This window comes from Marinobacter salinisoli (assembly GCF_017301335.1).
Lineage (GTDB): Bacteria > Pseudomonadota > Gammaproteobacteria > Pseudomonadales > Oleiphilaceae > Marinobacter > Marinobacter salinisoli.
The window spans coordinates 1473184-1490613 of sequence record NZ_CP071247.1; the positions used below are offsets into that span (position 1 = coordinate 1473184).

Below are 17430 nucleotides of genomic sequence, written 5' to 3' on the forward strand. Positions count from 1 at the left end.
GCATGCTCAGCATACTGCGAAGCCTTGTACAAGAAGTAAACAGTGCCCGGGATTTGCAGGAGGCGCTGGATATTATTGTCTCGCGTGTGCAAAAGGCCATGAATACCGAGGTTTGCTCTGTCTATCTGCTGGACCCGGCAACCAATCGATACATTCTCATGGCAACCGAAGGTCTTTACCGCGATGCGGTAGGGCAGGTAACCCTCGCCTACTCCGAAGGCCTCGTCGGCTTGGTCGGTTCCCGTGAGGAACCGATCAATCTTGAAGACGCGCCGGCCCACCCCCGATATCGTTATTTCCCCGAAACTGGTGAAGAGCGTTTCCGCTCGTTTCTCGGTGTGCCCATCATTCACCACCGACGCGTATTGGGGGTGCTGGTTGTCCAGCAGCGCGAGAACATTCGCACGTTTGACGAGGGTGAAGAAGCCTTCCTCGTGACGGTCTCTGCCCAGTTGGCGGGCGTCATTGCACACAGTGAAGCGACCGGGGTCATCAGTGGTCTATCGCTGACCGGCGAAGAAGCCCGCGATGTCAGCTTTAACGGCGTACCCGGCGCTCCGGGTGTGGCCATTGGCCAGGGTGTGGCGGTTTATCCCGCAGCCGATCTGGACGCCGTACCGGAAAAGGCTCCCGAGGACATAGAGCAGGAAGTCATCCTCTTCCAGTCGGCGGTCAAAGCCGTTCGGGAAGATATAGAGCGTGTTGCCAAACGTCTGGCGTCGCAGCTTCGGCCGGAAGAACAGGCGTTGTTCGATGTTTACCTGAGAATGCTGGGCGACGATGCCTTGCCTGGCGAGGTGGCTAACAAGATCCGTGACGGTGTGTGGGCGCAGGGCGCGCTGAAGCAGGTTGTGCAGCAGTACGTGCGCCACTTCGAGATGATGGAAGATCATTACCTGCAGGAGCGGGCGGTCGACATCCGGGATCTGGGGCGTCGACTTTTATCCCACCTTCAGGAACGCGGTCAGCAAGAAGTTGAGTATCCCGAGCGTACCGTACTGGTCAGTGAGGAACTGACGCCGGCCATGCTTGGTGAGGTGCCGAAGGGGCAACTGGTAGGCCTGGTGTCTGTGAAGGGCTCCAGTAACTCGCATGTGGCCATTCTGGCCCGAGCCATGGGCGTGCCCACGGTGATGGGGCTGGTGGATATCCCGGTCAATCAGTTGGATGGTAAGGAACTGATCGTCGATGGATTTGAAGGTCAGATTTTCGCCTCCCCGTCCGACGATCTGAGAGCGTTCTACCAGGCGATCTGTGACGAGGAAGACGAGCTGATCCGCGGGCTCGAAGCTCTCAGGGATAAACCGTGTGAAACCATCGACCACCACCGGGTATCGTTGCTGGTCAACACCGGCCTGATGACGGACGTGGTGCGTTCGTTGTCCCATGGCGCAGAGGGTATCGGCCTGTATCGCACCGAAGTGCCGTTCATGATCAAGGACCGCTTCCCGTCGGAGCAGGAGCAGCGGGAATACTATCGGGAACAGCTGGAAGCCTTCGCGCCCAACCCGGTAACCATGCGGACGCTGGACATTGGGGGTGACAAGTCCCTGACCTATTTCCCGATTCAGGAGGAAAACCCGTTCCTGGGCTGGCGGGGTATCCGGGTTACGCTCGATCACCCGGAGATTTTCCTGGTGCAGGTGCGCGCCATGCTGAAGGCGAGTGAGGGGCTGAACAACCTCCAGATCATGCTGCCAATGATCAGCAATGTGTCTGAAGTGGAAGAATCCCTGCACCTGATTTACCGGGTCTATCACGAGGTGCGGGAAGAAGGCTATGACGTTCACATGCCGAAAGTGGGTGTGATGGTGGAGGTGCCCGCGGCGGTGTACCAGATCCGGGAGTTGGCGGAACGGGTGGACTTCCTGTCAGTCGGCTCCAATGATCTGACCCAGTACCTGCTGGCCGTGGACCGCAATAATCCCAGGGTGGCTCAGCTTTACCATTCTTACCATCCGGCGGTACTTCAGGCTCTGGTGCGAATCGCCCAGGATGCCCATGTCGTTGGCAAGCCGGTGGGGATTTGCGGTGAGCTGGCGGGGGATCCGGGCGGGGCCCTGTTGCTGATGGCCATGGGCTACGATTCCCTGTCGATGAACGCCGCGAGCCTTCCCAAAGTGAAGTCAGTCATTCGCAGTATCAGTCGGGAGTGGGCCATGCAGCTGCTGGAGGATGTATTGCTGCTGGATTCTCCCCACGTCATCAAGAGCTGTGTAGATCTGGCGCTTCGTAATGCTGGCTTTGGCCGGTACCTGCGGCCTGGGAAATCGTCCAGCAAGGCCTTCACAGAGCGGGCAGCTTCCTGAACCAGGGGAGCGAGTTGAGCGAATATAGGGTGAGAACTCTAAATCCTGCTGATAGTTTGGAAAAGGCTTGGGCTCTCGAAGACCCTTCCCCGTTTTGCCAATCGGAATAGGATAGATCATGACAGCGCCAACCGATCTGAAAACAGCTCCCCGTGTCGGGCTCGCCCTTGGTGGTGGCGGCCCGCTGGGCGGTATCTACGAGATCGGGGCCCTGCGCGCGCTGGATGAAGCCATGGACGGGCTCGACTTCAACAACATCGACGTCTATGTGGGGGTGAACGCGGGCTCCTTTGTGGCGGCCAACCTTGCCAATCAGATGACAACCGCTCAGCTGTGCCGGATTTTTGTTCGTAACGAGGCTGAAGTGCATCCGTTTCACCCGGAAGTCTTTTACCGACCCGCGCTCCGGGAAATAGGGCGGCGGCTTCTCGCCGTGCCCGGCCTGGTATCGACAGCGGTTCAGCGCTTTATCAATAACCCCTATGATCAAAGCCTGCTGGAAGCCATGACCATCCTGGCTCAGGCGGCACCATCCGGGCTGTTCGATAACGAGGGCTTGCACGATTACCTGAAGCGGGCGTTCACCATGCTGGGGCGGACCAACGATTTTCGCGAGCTCAAGCGTAGCCTGTATATCGTCGCCGCAGACGTGGAGAGCACCGATGCCGTGTGTTTCGGCGCTCCGGGCTTTGATCATGTGCCGATATCTAAGGCTATTCAGGCCAGCACGGCCTCGCCCGGGCTGTACGTACCGGTCGATATTGATGGCCGGTATTATGTGGACGGAACGTTGCGCAAGGGGTTGCACGCGTCGGTGGCTTTTGAAGATGGCGCGGATCTGGTGTTTGCCGTCAATCCCCAGGTCCCGATCGATGCCAGTGCCGCGGTGCGAGCGGGCTCCATGAAGCCAGGAGAACTGACACGATCTGGCATGCCCAACCTGCTATCCCAGATGTTTCGAACCATGGTGTATTCACGGATGCAGTCGGGCATTGCCCAATACGCCCGTGATTATCCGGACAAAGACATTCTGCTGTTCGAGCCGACCCGGGACGACGCCAAGCTCTTTTTCTCCAACGTGTTCAGCTTCCAGTCCCGCAGGATGGTGTGCGAGCACGCCTACCAGATGACTCGTCGCGATCTGCTCAACCGGGCGGACGAGCTGGAGCCAAAACTGGCCAGTTATGGCATTACGCTGCGCCGGGACCGGCTGGAAGACGAGCAGCGGACCATCAGTACCAGTCTGTATGGTGAAATGCTGCCGCTGTACGTCGCCAAAGGAAGAAAGAAAAAGGCCGAGAAAGGCAGGCTGGTGTCCAGTCTGGAGAATGTGAGCCAGCTGTTCAGCAAGGCTCAGTAGCACAGATAAACCGGGGCCGGCACTGACCCGCACCCCGGTGCTCATCTTTTCTTACAGGATATACCGGCTTAAATCCTCGTCTTCAGCCAGTTCTCCCAGTTGCTCGTCAACATAGGCAGCCGTTACTTCAAAACCATCCGTGACCTTGTCGCCGGCATCGTATGAGAGGCCTTCCAGCAACCGTTCGAGCACGGTGTGCAGACGACGTGCGCCGATGTTCTCAGTGGTTTCGTTGACCTTACAGGCCACCTCGGCAATTCGGGCAATGGCATCATCACTGAAGCTCAGCTTGACGCCTTCCGTGCCAATAAGCGCCTCATACTGCTCGACCAGCGAGGCGTCAGGCTCGGTCAGGATCCGCTTGAAGTCATCCGGCGTGAGCGCCTGGAGTTCGACCCGAATTGGCAGCCGACCCTGCAGTTCCGGGATCAGGTCTGAGGGCTTCGACAGGTGGAAGGCGCCTGAGGCGATGAACAGGATATGGTCCGTGCGGACGGAGCCATACTTGGTGCTCACGGTGCTGCCTTCAATGAGAGGGAGCAGGTCTCGCTGAACCCCTTCCCGGGAGACATCAGAGGAGGTGTTTTCCGAACGCTTGGCCACCTTGTCGATCTCGTCGATAAAGACGATGCCATTTTGCTCGACGACTTGAATGGCTTTCTGTTTGATTTCTTCCTCGTTGACCAGCTTGGCGGCTTCTTCGTCCTTTACCCGACGCATGGCGTCCGCCACTTTCATTTTGCGGGTTTTCCGCTTGTCGGAAGACAGGTTCGAGAACATGCTTTGCAGCTGGCTGGTCATTTCCTCCATGCCCGGCGGTGCCATGATTTCCACCCCGGCGGAACTGGCGCTCAGGTCAATTTCAATTTCCTTGTCGTCCAGCTCACCTTCACGGAGTTTCTTTCTGAACATCTGCCGGGTGGCGGAGTCTGCCGGCTTCTGGCTGTCTTCCTTGAAATCGCGCGCCGGCGGCAGCAGGGCATCCAGAATCCGCTCTTCAGCGGCATCCAGAGCGCGATGCTCGTGGCGTTTCATTTCCTGCTCACGCAGCATTTTGATGGCCGCATCCGCCAGGTCCCGGATGATGGATTCCACATCCCGGCCAACGTAACCCACTTCGGTGAACTTGGTGGCCTCGACTTTCAGGAACGGGGCGTCGGCCAGCTTGGCCAACCGGCGGGCGATTTCGGTTTTACCCACGCCGGTGGGGCCGATCATCAGGATATTCTTGGGGGTGATTTCGTCTCGCAGGGTGCTGTCCAGCTGCATTCGACGCCAGCGGTTGCGCAGCGCGATGGCTACCGCCCGTTTGGCTTCTTCCTGGCCGACGATGTGTTTGTTGAGCTCGTGGACAATTTCGCGGGGGGTCATTCCAGCCATGGTCGCTCCGGATCAGTCGTTAGTGGGCAGCACTTCGAGGGTGCGATTGTGGTTGGTGTAAACACAGATATCCGCCGCAATGTTTAGGCCCTTCTCGACTACCTCGTGGGCCGGCAAATCGGTGTTTTCCAGCAGTGCCCGCGCGGATGCCTGGGCGTATGGGCCGCCTGAGCCAATAGCAATCAGGCCCTGCTCGGGCTCAATAACATCGCCATTGCCGGTGATGATCAGCGATGCCGTTTTGTCGGCGACGGCGAGGAGGGCCTCAAGGCGCCTGAGTGCCCGGTCCGTACGCCAGTCTTTCGCCAGCTCGACCGCAGCGCGTGTCAGGTTGCCCTGATGCTTCTCCAGCTGGGCCTCGAATCGTTCAAACAGGGTAAACGCATCGGCGGTGCCTCCGGCGAAGCCGGCAAGTACCTGGCCATTATAGAGACGGCGGACCTTGCGGGCGTTTCCCTTCATGACGGTATTGCCCAGCGAAACCTGGCCGTCGCCTCCCATGGCAACTTCGTCATCACGCCGGACCGAAAGTATCGTAGTCATTTTGGCTCCAATTGCCTGATTAAAATCGGTATCAAGGCACTATGGAGGCGGGAGGGGAGAATTCAAGTGGGTGCTCAGCAGGGTTGCCAGCGTGGCAGCACCCTGGCGAGTGAGGGGCCTGCCGCCTTCCGTGGCGGCCCGGAATCAGCCTTTTTTCGGGATCTTGCGCACCAGCGGCTCGATGTTGATGGATACCAGCTTGTCGATGGCCGAATTCATCTGGCTGCGAGAGCTGAAGGGGCCTACATTCACCCGGTACCAGATGGAGCCGTTGTCCAGGTCAATACGTTGAACCTGAGCGCGCAGGCCCTGGAAGGCAATCTGCGCGCGCTGGCGTTCGGCGTCCGTCTTGCTGCGGAAGGAGCCCGACTGAACCAGGTAATCGAAGTCCTGTTTGGCCGGCCCCGGTGTGTACTCTTCCACCTTGGGCGGCACCACTTCAGACTCTGGCAGCATTTCGTAGAAGCGGAAGCCGGGCTTCTCGTCTTCCGCTTTTGCCGTGGTCCTTGGTGCAGTGACAGCCTTGGTGGCTGGTTGCTGTACCTGTTGAGTGCCGCGATTATCCGGCTGCGAAGACGGGATGGAATTCAGGTAGACAATAAACCCGATGAACCCGCCAACGGCGGCTAGGGAAAGAACCCACTTCACTGACAATCTCCCTTTCTGGGTTTTGGCTGGCGCAGCGGCCCTCGGCTGTTTCTTGGCACGGCGCGAGGGCTGGTCGGATTTTTTCTTGGGTTGAGGCGTTGCTGAAGGCGATGCCGTCCGGTACTTCTTGGCATAGTCTTTTGCCATGGCAATGAGTTACATCTCTTCTGGTGCGCTTACGCCAATCAGGTCAAGACCATTCGCAATGACTTGGCGAATGGCCAGGTACAGACTAACACGCGCATCCCGGATCGCCGAGTCCTCCACAAGCACCTTGTGGGCGTTGTAGTAAGTATGGAATTGGCCGGCCAGGTCACGCAGGTAGTGTGTCAGATGATGCGGTTCGCGCTGAGCGGCCGAGTTGGCAATCAGTTCCGGGAACTTGGCCAGCTGGTTGGCGAGTTCCTTCTCTTCGTCCAGCGTCAGCAGTGAGAGCTCCCCAGCACATTCGTTGCGTCCTCGCTCAACCCCCTCGTCTGCCAGCTTGCGCAGAACGCTGCAGATCCGCGCATGGGCGTACTGGATGTAGTAGACCGGGTTTTCATTAGTCTGAGAGCGGGCCAGGTCGATGTCGAAGGTCAACTGGGAATCCACGCGCCGCGCCGCCAGGAAAAAGCGTGTGGCATCGCGGCCGACTTCATCAATCAGGTCGCGCACGGTGACATAGCTACCGGCGCGCTTGGAAATCTTCACTTCCTGGCCGGAGCGGGTCACCATCACCATCTGATGCAGCACGTAGTCCGGCCATCCCTGCGGGATGTCGGCCTTCAGGGCCTGCAGGCCTGCACGAACACGCGTCACCGTGGAGTGGTGATCGGCACCCTGTTCGTTGATGACGGTGGTGAAGCCGCGCTGCCACTTGTCGAGATGATAGGCAACATCGGGAAGGAAGTAGGTATAACCGCCGTCCTTTTTGCGCATTACGCGGTCTTTGTCGTCGCCAAACTCGGTGGTTTTCAACCAGGTCGCGCCTTCACTTTCGTAGGTGTAGCCATTCTCCTGCAGCCGCTTCACCGTGGCTTCCACTTTGCCATCCTTGTACAGCGAAGACTCCAGGAAATACACATCGAAGTGAACATCAAAAGCTTTCAGGTCGAGATCCTGTTCACGGCGCAGGTAGGCGACAGCGAATTCGCGAATGGCGTCCAGGTCATCCGGATCGGCCTTACCGATGACATGACGGTCGTCGGCATCGATTTTCTCGCCGGCCAGGTAAGAATTGGCAACATCAATGATGTAATCGCCACGGTAGCCGTCGGCCGGCCAGCTTTCGTGCTCGGGGCTCAGGCCTTTTACACGGGCCTGGACAGACAGCGCGAGGTTGTTGATCTGCGCGCCCGCGTCATTGTAGTAAAACTCGCGGGTAACGTCGTAGCCGTTGGCTTCAAGTAGCCGGCACAGGCAGTCACCGATGGCGGCGCCACGGCCATGGCCCACGTGCAGCGGGCCGGTCGGGTTGGCAGATACGAATTCCACCTGAACCTTTTCGCGCTTGCCGGAGTCGTTTCGACCGAATTGCTCCGCTTGATCAAGGATTGTTTCGACAATCTCGAAGGCACTGGCGGTGCTCATGAAGAAGTTGATAAAGCCCGGGCCGGCAATCTCCACTTTCTCAACCGCTGTGCTCTCCGGCAGTCGGGCCACCAGTTCCTCGGCCAGTTTTCGCGGCGGACAGCCTGCAGCTTTGGCGGCGACCAGTGCAATGTTGCAGGCATAGTCACCGTGGGATTTGTCCTTGGTGTAGCCTACTTGCGGTGTGAAGGTCTGGTCTGCAGGCAGTGTGCCTTCAGACTGAAGCGCGGCCAGTGCGGACTGGAGCAGATCGGAAACGGTCTCTTTCATGCTGTCAGATGACTCGGTTGGCTGGAAAGGTGGAAAACGGGGCCGAATGGCCAGTGTCGAAATTAAGGGGGCATTATCGCGGAAAGGGCGGGGCGACTCAAATAGTGGAAAGCAGCAGGTGGACGCGCAAACCGGCCGGCGTGCTCCTCCGGCCAAGTTGACCTGGCGCTTGCCAACCTTACTTAGCCGGTTTCCAGTGGGTCCACATCAATCATCCAGCGGGTGTGGTTGCGAGGGGTGGTTTGCTCCAGCTCGTAGCACATTTGCCTGAGCAGGTGGTTTAGCAACTTACGATTTCCGGCGTTGATAATCAGTTGCGCCCGGTGGCGGTCTGCACGACGTGCGATCAGTGCTGGCAGCGGCCCCCAGGTCTCGATGCCTGGCTGCTGCGCCATGGGTTTGATGGTGTCGAGGAGTTTCAGGCTTTGCTCCATGGTACTGTTCTCCGCGCGCAGGATAGCCATGGCCCGAAACGGCGGCAGTTGGCCGGATTCCCGTTCCGCGAGAAGCTGGTCTGCGATGTGCAGATAGTTTCCCCGGCACAGTCCTTTGAGGAGAGGGTGGTCGCTGTGGCAAGTTTGTATCAGCACAGTCCCGGCTTTCTCGCCTCGGCCGGCTCGCCCGCTCACCTGTAGCAGGGTCTGGATCAGCTGCTCTGGCGCTCGGAAATCCACGCTGAAGAGTCCTCCGTCAGCGTTTACCACCAGAACGAGGGTTACGTTCGGGAAGTCGTGGCCTTTGGCCAGCATCTGGGTGCCCACCAGCACACAGGGCTCGCCGGCGTTTACCTGCTTCAGAATGCTCTGGATGCTGCCTTTTCGCTGGGTGCTGTCTCGATCGACGCGAACGATTGGGGTGTCGGGGAAGGCTTCTTTGAGCACGTCCTCGGCGCGCTCGGTGCCCTGTCCCACGGGCTTGAAGGCATCGCTTTGGCACTCTGGACACAGGTCCGAGGCGGCAGTTTGGTAGTCGCAATGGTGGCAGCGCATGGCGCGATCGCGGCGATGGTAGGTCAGGCGTGTGTCGCAGCGAGGGCATTCGATGGTGTGACCGCAGTCAAAGCACATCATCACAGGGGCAAAACCGCGGCGATTGACGAATACCAGTGCCTGTTCGCCTTTTTCAAGTGTCTGTCGTATCGCGTTCAGCGCGGGCCGGGACAGGCCACCTTCAAGCGGGCGACTGCGGATATCCAGCAGGCTTATGGCGGGCGGCTTGGCGTCCCCGGCCCTTTCTTCCAGGCGAATCAGCTTGTATTTTTCCTGCTTTGCATTGTTCAGCGACTCCAGCGAGGGCGTCGCAGAGCCCAGAATTACCGGGCACTGGTTCAGGTGTGCCCGGTAAACCGCCACGTCCCGCGCTGAATACCGAAAACCTTCGCCCTGTTTGTAGGAACTGTCGTGCTCCTCGTCAACGATGATGGTTTTGAGGTCGGTAAAAGGAAGCAGCACAGCTGAGCGGGTGCCGATCAGTATAACGGGGTGCCCGTTTCTGATTTTTAGCCAGGTGGTCAAACGCTCACTGTCATTCAGTGCCGAGTGCCATACCACGATGCGATCGCCAAAGTACCGCCGGAAGCGGGCCACGGTTTGCGGCGTAAGGTTAATCTCAGGCACCAAGACCAGCGCTTGTTGGTCTGCTTGGAGGTGGTTTTTCAGGTAATCCAGATAAACTTCAGTCTTTCCGCTTCCGGTGATGCCGAACAGAAGGCTGGCACTGAATCCCGCTTTCGGGGGCGCAAGCTGTTCGGCCACGGTTTGCTGAGCCGGCGACAGTTTGAGTGTGGCCGGACTCAATTCCTCGGATCCTGCCGATCCTGTCTTTGCCTCTGTCTGACGCTGGCTCGGCTCTGCCAGCCCTTTAATGTGCAGACTTCTGAGCTGCTGTTGGCTAAATCCTGCTGTGGTGATGGTGCTGGCGGGAAGTCCTTTAGGGTGTTCTTGTAGAAAGTGGAGTAATGCCTTTTGCTTGTGGGCGTTAGCCGGCAGAGGGGTGCTTGAGGGCTTGGCCTGCCACCAGGTCTGGGGCTTTTCTTGCGCCGGTTGGCCTCGTCTCAGGGCCGGGGGTAAGGCGGTGAACAGGCACTCCCCCAAAGGATGCTGGTAATAGTCGCTTGCCCAGTTGAGCAGTTGAAAGGTTTCCCGGGGCAATGCTGGCCAGGATTCAAGGGCTGACACCACCGGCTTTATTTTAATGCCGGCGGGTGGTTCGACACCGGTGTCAACCACAAGACCGGTAATCTTCTGGTGCCCGAAAGGAACATGGACTCTCTGGCCCGGCGATAGGGTCAGTTCTCTCGGTATTTCGTAATCGAATAGCCGGCGAAGTGGTCGGTTCAGGGCAATGCGTGCGGTGGATGACACTCGATCTTCCCGTGAGTTGTGGTATGTGCGTACACTTGTGAACTGCCGTGTGGTGCGCAAAACCACGTCTGGGTGCCCCGCGCTGCTTGCCTGGCGGGGTGTTTGCAAGTAAGATGCGCGGTCTGTTCCGGCAGGGCATGATTTTGCCCCGTCTTTTTATTTCGTTCAAACATGCGGTGCCCGACGCTCTGGCCTTTTGTTCGAAGGTCTCGATCTGGTAGCGGCATGACCGAAAGAGGTTCGCCATGAAAGAAGGTATTCACCCCAAGTATGCAGACATTACTGCGACCTGTTCCTGCGGTAATGTAATCAAGACTCGGTCTACTGTTGGTCAAGACCTTCAGTTGGACGTTTGCTCCCAGTGCCACCCATTCTACACTGGTAAGCAGAAGGTTATGGACACCGGTGGTCGTATTGATCGGTTCCAGAAGCGTTTTGGCGGTCGTATTGGCGGCAAAAAAGCCTGATCGCTTGAAAGCTAACAAAAAAAGCGCCCTCGGGGCGCTTTTTTTGTGTCTGGCCACCAATGAGCCGCTACTGCCGGGTACGCAGTTTTGACTATTGACGGGTCACAAAACGATTTTTCTAGGCTTGTTGTTTCTGGGATGGCGCGCCATAATGGCGCGCTCCGGAGGGTGGAGTCCCTGCGGCTAATTACTCTATTAAACGTGACAAACGGAACAGTGGCAATGTCTCAAGATCTGAAAGAAGCAGCCCTTGAATATCACGCCAAGCCGCGGGCTGGTAAGCTGAGTGTTGAAATCACCAAGCCAACCAAGACGTCCCGTGATCTGTCGTTGGCGTATAGCCCCGGGGTTGCCGAGCCGGTCCGCGAGATCGCAAAAGACCCGGAGAACGCTTATAAATACACCGCCAAAGGTAACCTGGTGGCTGTAATCTCTGATGGCTCCGCGATTCTTGGTCTGGGTAACCTGGGTCCGCTGGCAAGCAAGCCAGTCATGGAAGGCAAGGGCGTACTGTTCAAGCGCTTTGCTGGAATCGACGTGTTCGATATTGAGGTTGATTCCGAAAGCCCTCAGGCGTTTATCGAAACCGTTGAGCGTATCGCTGATACCTTTGGCGGTATTAACCTGGAAGATATCAAGGCACCAGAGTGCTTTGAAATCGAGCGCGCCTTGATCGAAAAGTGTAGCGTGCCTATCTTCCACGACGATCAGCACGGAACGGCTATCGTGACTGCGGCAGGCATGATCAATGCCCTTGAGTTGCAGGGCAAAAAGATCGATGAGGCCAGGGTTGTGTGTCTGGGTGCGGGTGCCGCTGCGATTGCATGTATGAAATTGTTGATCAGCTGCGGTGTCCGTTCTGAAAACATTTTCATGCTCGACCGAAAGGGTGTCATCCACTCCGGTCGTGACGACCTGAACCAGTACAAGGCGATGTTCGCGAACGAGACGGACAAGCGCACTTTGGACGATGCTATCGATGGTGCTGATGTTTTCCTTGGCTTGTCCGGTCCGGATCTTTTGACGGCTGACCAGCTCAAGAAAATGGCGCCAAACCCGATCGTGTTTGCCTGCTCGAATCCGGATCCAGAGATTAGTCCGGAAGTGGCGCTCGCTGCTCGCGATGATCTGATCATGGCGACTGGCCGTTCGGATTACCCGAACCAGGTCAACAACGTGCTTGGTTTCCCCTTCATCTTCCGCGGTGCTTTGGACGTTCGTGCCACTGCCATTAACGAAGAGATGAAGGTTGCTGCGGTTCACGCCATTCGGGAACTGGCAAAAGAGCCGGTGCCTCAGGAAATCTGTGAGGCCTACGGGGTCGACAGCTTTGAATTTGGCAAGGAATATATTATTCCGAAGCCGATGGATATTCGTTTGCTTGAGGTTGTGCCAGCGGCCGTCGCCCGAGCTGCGGTAGATTCCGGAGTGGCGCGTCATCCGTACCCTGCTCACTATCCTCTCAAGTCCATGGACGACATTATCTAACGGTTGTTCGAGGCATAAAAAAACCGGCGGAGATTCCGCCGGTTTTTTTATGCGCGCTTTGCGGTCGGTCAGAAGATCTGTCGAGACAGGCCTTCGCCATCGCCACTTCCGCCGGATGATTCGTCTTCGGCGGCAATCGGGGCAGGGGCGTCCTCTTCGCGGAACAGTTCAAAGACGCCCTCTTCACCCGGGCGTGCCCGCTTTCCGGTTTCGGGATTGATTCGAATGTTCACGATCCCGTTGGGGCGGGGCATGGTCTGAGGAGGCATGCCTGCAAGCGCAACTTTCATGTAGTCAATCCAGATGGGCAGGGCAGTGCTCGCGCCAAACTCCCTTCGCCCAAGAGGAGCGGGCTGGTCAAATCCAACCCAGGCCGTCGTGGCAATCTGGTGGTTGAAGCCGCCGAACCAGGTGTCCTTCTGTTCGTTGGTGGTTCCGGTTTTTCCGGCAATGTCGGTGCGGCCCAGGGCCAGGGCGCGACGTCCGGTGCCCAGGCGGACGACGTCCTGCATCATTGAATGCAGGATATACACGGACCGTTCGTCGGCCAGGCGCTGCATGTAGCGGACGTCTTCGTTGTTATGCTCGGTGTCCACGAGATCGGAGGCCGCATTTTCGGTATCGCCCGGGGTTTCTTCTTCCCCGTTGGTGTTTGCGACCTCAGTGCTCGGTTCCTCAATGGCGTCGGTCTCAATGTTTCGCGCGGCGCAGGCTTCGTCACACAGTACGGTCTCGGGGGCTTCGTACAGTATGTTGCCGGTAGCGTCCTCGATGCGTTCGATCAAGTAGGGCGCGACGTCAAAGCCGCCATTGGCGATCACTGCGAAACCGCGAGCCAGCTCCATGGGGGATAGCTGCCCACTGCCCAGAGAGAGAGACAGGTTGTTCGGCATGTTGTCTGCCGGAATCTTCAATTGTCTGAGATAGTCCAGCGTATTCTCGATGCCAACGTCCCTGAGCAACCGGATGGATACGATGTTTCTCGAGCGGTACAGGGCTTCCCTTAGGCGGGTGGGGCCATAGAACTGTCCGGAGGAGTTTTGTGGCCGCCAGGCGGTCTCAAGTTCGTCGTCTTCAAAGACGATTGGCGCGTCGTTGTAGACGGAAGCCGGAGTGATGCCGTTTTCCAGTGCGGTCAGGTAGAGGAACGGCTTAAACGTGGAGCCTGGCTGCCGTTTCGCCTGAGTCGCGCGGTTGTACTTGCTCTGACGGAAGCTGTATCCGCCCGCAAGGGCTTCGATGGCGCCGGTTTGGGCATCGATGGAAATGAGCGCTCCTTCGACCCGGGGTACTTGCGCCAGTGAAACGGAAGGCAGGGTCGGGGTTTCCCGATTTTCCGGTTCGGCTTGGCGGTGGTGGACGTATACGACGTCGCCGCGTGCCAGTGCGTCCGAGGGTTTCTCGAGTGCCGGGCCGCGCAGGTCCTCGGTTTTAAAGCGCCGCGCCCAGGACATGGTTTCAAAGGGCATTATGGCCTCTCCCAGTCCGCGCGCATGCACCCTGACCTGCAGGTCGTCGTCGCTGACTTCCGTGACCAGCGCCGGAATCAGAGAGGCGACATAGGGGTAGTTGACGACCAGTTCCTCGGCGGGGCGTTCGTTCAGGGTGTCTTCGTCAACTTGACCGATTGGGCCGCGAAAGCCGTGACGCCGATCATAGGCTTCGAGGCCGGCGCGAAGCGCATCGGTTGCTGTTTGCTGGTTTTTGCTGTTGACGGTGAGGGTTACCACATAACCGTCGGTGTAGGCGCCTTCGCCATAGCGGCGGACCAGCTCCGAGCGAGCCATTTCCGCGACATAATCGGCGTCAACTTCCACGTCGGTGGCGTTGTAACTGGCGGTCAGTGGTGCGCTCGTAGCCAGTTCGGAGGCGTCTTCGGTGATGTATCCCAAATCCTTCATGCGCCTGATGATCCAGTTACGGCGAATGAGTGCGCGTTCTGGATTGGCCAATGGGTTGAAAGCAGATGGTGCTTTAGGGAGGCCTGCGAGCATGGCCATCTGTGGCAGGGACAGTTCGTTGATGGGTTTGTCGTAGTAGACCTGCGCGGCAGCAGCAATGCCGTAGGCGCGATTGCCCAGATAGATCTTGTTCAGGTACAGCTCCAGAATCTGGTCTTTGGTCAGCTCGCGCTCGATCTGAAGTGCAAGAAGTATCTCGTTGAACTTGCGAATAAACGTACGGTCACGTGACAGAAAGTAATTTTTTGCAACCTGCATCGTGATCGTACTGCCTCCGGACTGGATGGATCCGGTGGAGATCAGTTCAATGGCAGCCCGCGCCAAGCCTTTAATGTCGACCCCGAAGTGCTCGTAAAAACGCGCATCTTCCGCGGCCATAAAGGCTTGTAACTGAATTGTTGGGATCTGTTCGATTGTGATAGGTGCCCTTCTCTTTTCCCCGAATTCTGCTATTAATCTGCTGTCTTCGCTGTAGACCCGAAGCGGTGTTTGCAACTTGATATCCAGAAGTTGCTCCACGGCGGGAAGGCCCGGGCGAAGATAAAGATAAAAGCCTGAGGTTACGATGATGGCGACACTCAGTCCGGTGAAAAACAACCAGGCTAAAACACGAGATGTACGCAGCAAATGTGACATTTTTTTCTGACAACTGTTGGATATAGGGCTATTATTTGAGAAATTGCTTTAGGTTAAGAAGGTTTCCTTCGCTGGTGCAATGCTTCTCATTCAAAGAGAAGCCATTGTAGACGGAAAACAGAAGAAATTCTCTTAAATAAAAAACACATAAATAACGACACCGGGTTTGTCTGACCAGGTATTAAGGTGAGCGCGTGTTCGGATTGTTTGGAAGTAAATCCAGTGCAGTACTGGGCGTGGATGTCAGTTCAAGTTCAGTCAAACTTCTGGAACTGTCAAAGCAAGGTGACCGTTTCAAGGTCGAAAGTTACGCAGTCGAGCCGTTGCCGGCAAACGCTGTTGTAGAAAAAAACATCACTGACGTTGAGGCCGTTGGCGAAGCGCTGAAAAAAGTGGCGTCCAAGTCACGTACCGGGGTGAAGCAGGTTGCCGTTGCCGTGTCGGGATCTGCCGTTATCACCAAGATCATTCAGATGGATGTCGGTCTTAACGAGTTCGAAATGGAAGATCAGATCGCCCTCGAGGCCGATCAATACATTCCTTATCCCCTCGATGAAGTTGCCATTGACTTTGAAGTTCAGGGCGTCTCGGAAACCAACCCCGATCAAGTTGACGTGCTTCTGGCTGCTTGCAGGAAGGAAAACGTCGATATTCGCGAAGACGCGCTCGAGATTGCTGCGCTGTCTACGAAAGTTGTCGATGTTGAAGCCTACGCCCTGGAGCGCGCTTACTCTCTGCTCGAGTCCCAGCTCGAATCGCAGGGCGAAGAGCTGGTGGTTGCCATCGTCGATATCGGTGCAACCATGACAACGCTCAGTGTCCTTGCCGGAGGGCGGACAGTTTACACCCGCGAGCAGATTTTCGGTGGCAAGCAGCTGACCGAGGAAATTCAGCGTCGATACGGGTTGTCGCAGGAAGAGGCGGGTCTGGCGAAAAAGCAGGGTGGCTTACCGGATGATTATGAGGCTGAAGTATTGAGCCCGTTCAGGGATGCGGTTGTCCAGCAGGTCGCCCGGGCGCTTCAGTTCTTTTTCGGCGCCAGCCAATACAATGCGGTCGACTATGTGGTTCTGGCAGGTGGTACTGCCTCGATTCAGGGGCTAACAGAGATGGTCGAAGAGAAGACGGCAACGCCTACGCTGGTTGCAAATCCGTTTGCGGACATGGCGGTAGGGTCCAAGGTCAATGCATCAACCCTCAGTAACGATGCTCCATCACTGATGATTGCCTGCGGTTTGGCAATGAGGAGCTTTGACTGATGGCAAGAATTAACCTCCGGCCCTGGCGCGAAGAGCTCAGGGCAGAAATGCAGAAGCAGTTCGTGGTCATGATTCTGGGCGCTGCCATCATTGCTGCGGGCCTGGCTTTCCTTTGGGTGTCTGATGTGGACAGTCGTATCGCTTATCAGCAGTCGCGCAATGCGTACATTGAGACGGCGATGAAGCAATTGGACAAGCAGATCAAGGAAATTGAGGAGCTCAAGCGCAAACGTGATGAGCTTCTTGCCCGGATGAAAGTGATTCAGGATCTTCAGGGTAAGCGCCCTGTGATTGTGCGGGTGTTTGATGAGATGGTCAGGACGTTGCCGGATGGCTTGTTCTATACCGAGCTCAAAAAAGCGGGTGACACGGTTTCGATCGTCGGGATGGCCGAATCCAACAGTCGTATTTCATCGTTGATGCGGCAGTTTGATCAGTCCGGCTGGTTCGCTAATCCAAATCTGTCGAACGTCTTAGCCGCCGACAATAAGCGCGCTGGCTACAGCCAGTTCAACCTGTCAGTGCAGCAGAAAACGCCCGAGCCCGAAGGGGAGGAAAAGTAATGAGCCTCGCGGACTCAATGAAAAGCCTCAATGAACTGGATCTTTCGGATCTGGACTTCAACAACGCCGGTATCTGGCCTGCGCCAGTCAAGGCAATATTTGCACTGATCGTCTTTGGTCTCATCCTTGGCGGTGGCTACTGGTTCTTTGTCAAAGATAAGTACGCCCAATTAGAGCGAGTAGAGCAAACCGAACAGGAGCTTCGCCAAGCATACGAGCAGAAGGCTTTCCGTGTTGCCAACCTTGAAGTGTTCAAGGCTCAAATGGCGGAAATGGAAGAAACCTTTGGGGCTCTCGTGCGGCAGCTGCCTTCAGAAACTGAAGTCCCTGGTCTTTTGGAAGATATCACCAACACCGCGCTTGGCAGTGGTTTGGAGCTGCAAGAAGTAAAGCTACAGCCAGAGCGTCAGCGTGATTTTTATGCGGAGTTGCCAATCAACATCCGGGTCTCCGGTTCCTATCATGAGCTGGCGTCGTTTGTGAGTAGCGTGGCGAGTCTTCCACGTATTGTGACTTTGCACGACTTAACTATTAAACCAATCAGTGGTGAGGCTGAGCAGCTTGATATGCAGGTTGTTGCGCGAACTTACCGCTACCGGGCTGGAGAGTGA

13 protein-coding genes are annotated in these 17430 nt (G+C 57.0%); 7 read left to right on the top strand and 6 right to left on the bottom strand.

The genetic code is table 11. From position 1 onward, the window contains the following. The first annotated feature begins 2 nt into the window (after positions 1–2). Together ptsP and LPB19_RS06730 are read left to right on the top strand one after the other, a co-directional pair. The gene (ptsP, locus tag LPB19_RS06725; protein WP_206645303.1) at positions 3–2309 is read left to right on the top strand and encodes a phosphoenolpyruvate--protein phosphotransferase; all 2307 of its coding nucleotides are present in this window, start codon (positions 3–5) and stop codon (positions 2307–2309) included. A gap of 118 nt (positions 2310–2427) precedes the next feature. Beyond that, on the top strand, positions 2428–3669 hold the full coding sequence (locus LPB19_RS06730) for a patatin-like phospholipase family protein (RefSeq protein ID WP_206645304.1): 1242 nt from the start codon (positions 2428–2430) through the stop codon (positions 3667–3669). A 51-nt stretch (positions 3670–3720) separates the two neighbouring features. Here the strand turns inward: LPB19_RS06730 and hslU are convergent, their stop codons facing one another. The 5 genes from hslU to LPB19_RS06755 form a co-directional block, all read right to left on the bottom strand. After that, positions 3721–5049 carry an ATP-dependent protease ATPase subunit HslU gene (hslU, locus tag LPB19_RS06735; protein ID WP_206645305.1) on the bottom strand — a complete coding sequence of 443 codons (1329 nt, stop codon included), beginning with the start codon at positions 5047–5049 and terminating at the stop codon, positions 3721–3723. A 12-nt stretch (positions 5050–5061) separates the two neighbouring features. Next, positions 5062–5592, bottom strand: a complete 531-nt coding sequence (gene hslV / locus LPB19_RS06740) for an ATP-dependent protease subunit HslV (RefSeq protein ID WP_206645306.1) — start codon at positions 5590–5592, stop codon at positions 5062–5064. Between the two features lie 144 nt (positions 5593–5736). Then, a complete protein-coding gene (locus tag LPB19_RS06745) occupies positions 5737–6387 on the bottom strand; it encodes an SPOR domain-containing protein (RefSeq protein ID WP_206645307.1) in 651 nt (216 codons plus the stop codon). 9 nt (positions 6388–6396) lie between these two features. After that, complete coding sequence (gene argS / locus LPB19_RS06750) at positions 6397–8082, bottom strand: arginine--tRNA ligase (protein WP_206645308.1); 1686 nt, start codon at positions 8080–8082, stop codon at positions 6397–6399. 182 nt (positions 8083–8264) lie between these two features. Further along, positions 8265–10445, bottom strand: coding sequence for a primosomal protein N' (locus tag LPB19_RS06755; protein WP_206645309.1), 2181 nt, complete (start codon positions 10443–10445; stop codon positions 8265–8267). A gap of 245 nt (positions 10446–10690) precedes the next feature. Here LPB19_RS06755 and rpmE point away from each other — a divergent pair, with 245 nt between their 5' ends. Both rpmE and LPB19_RS06765 read left to right on the top strand, forming a co-directional pair. Beyond that, a complete protein-coding gene (rpmE, locus tag LPB19_RS06760) occupies positions 10691–10912 on the top strand; it encodes a 50S ribosomal protein L31 (protein ID WP_206645310.1) in 222 nt (73 codons plus the stop codon). 222 nt (positions 10913–11134) lie between these two features. Next, positions 11135–12400 (top strand): malic enzyme-like NAD(P)-binding protein, encoded by a 1266-nt coding sequence (locus LPB19_RS06765; protein ID WP_206645311.1) that lies wholly within the window; start codon positions 11135–11137, stop codon positions 12398–12400. A 68-nt stretch (positions 12401–12468) separates the two neighbouring features. Here LPB19_RS06765 and LPB19_RS06770 read toward each other — a convergent pair whose 3' ends face one another. Beyond that, positions 12469–14997, bottom strand: coding sequence for a penicillin-binding protein 1A (locus LPB19_RS06770; protein WP_206645312.1), 2529 nt, complete (start codon positions 14995–14997; stop codon positions 12469–12471). Positions 14998–15191: 194 nt separating this feature from the next. On the opposite strand from LPB19_RS06770, the gene LPB19_RS06775 reads away from it, so the two are divergent. Genes LPB19_RS06775 through LPB19_RS06785 form a run of 3 tightly spaced genes read left to right on the top strand, consistent with a single transcriptional unit; the run spans position 15192 to position 17430 of the window. Then, positions 15192–16256, top strand: a complete 1065-nt coding sequence (locus tag LPB19_RS06775) for a pilus assembly protein PilM (protein WP_206645313.1) — start codon at positions 15192–15194, stop codon at positions 16254–16256. Beyond that, entirely contained in the window at positions 16256–16819 is a 564-nt protein-coding gene (locus LPB19_RS06780) for a PilN domain-containing protein (RefSeq protein WP_206645314.1), read from the top strand. Before LPB19_RS06775 ends, LPB19_RS06780 begins: the two co-directional genes overlap by 1 nt. After that, positions 16819–17430 carry a type IV pilus inner membrane component PilO gene (locus tag LPB19_RS06785; RefSeq protein WP_206645315.1) on the top strand — a complete coding sequence of 204 codons (612 nt, stop codon included), beginning with the start codon at positions 16819–16821 and terminating at the stop codon, positions 17428–17430. Before LPB19_RS06780 ends, LPB19_RS06785 begins: the two co-directional genes overlap by 1 nt.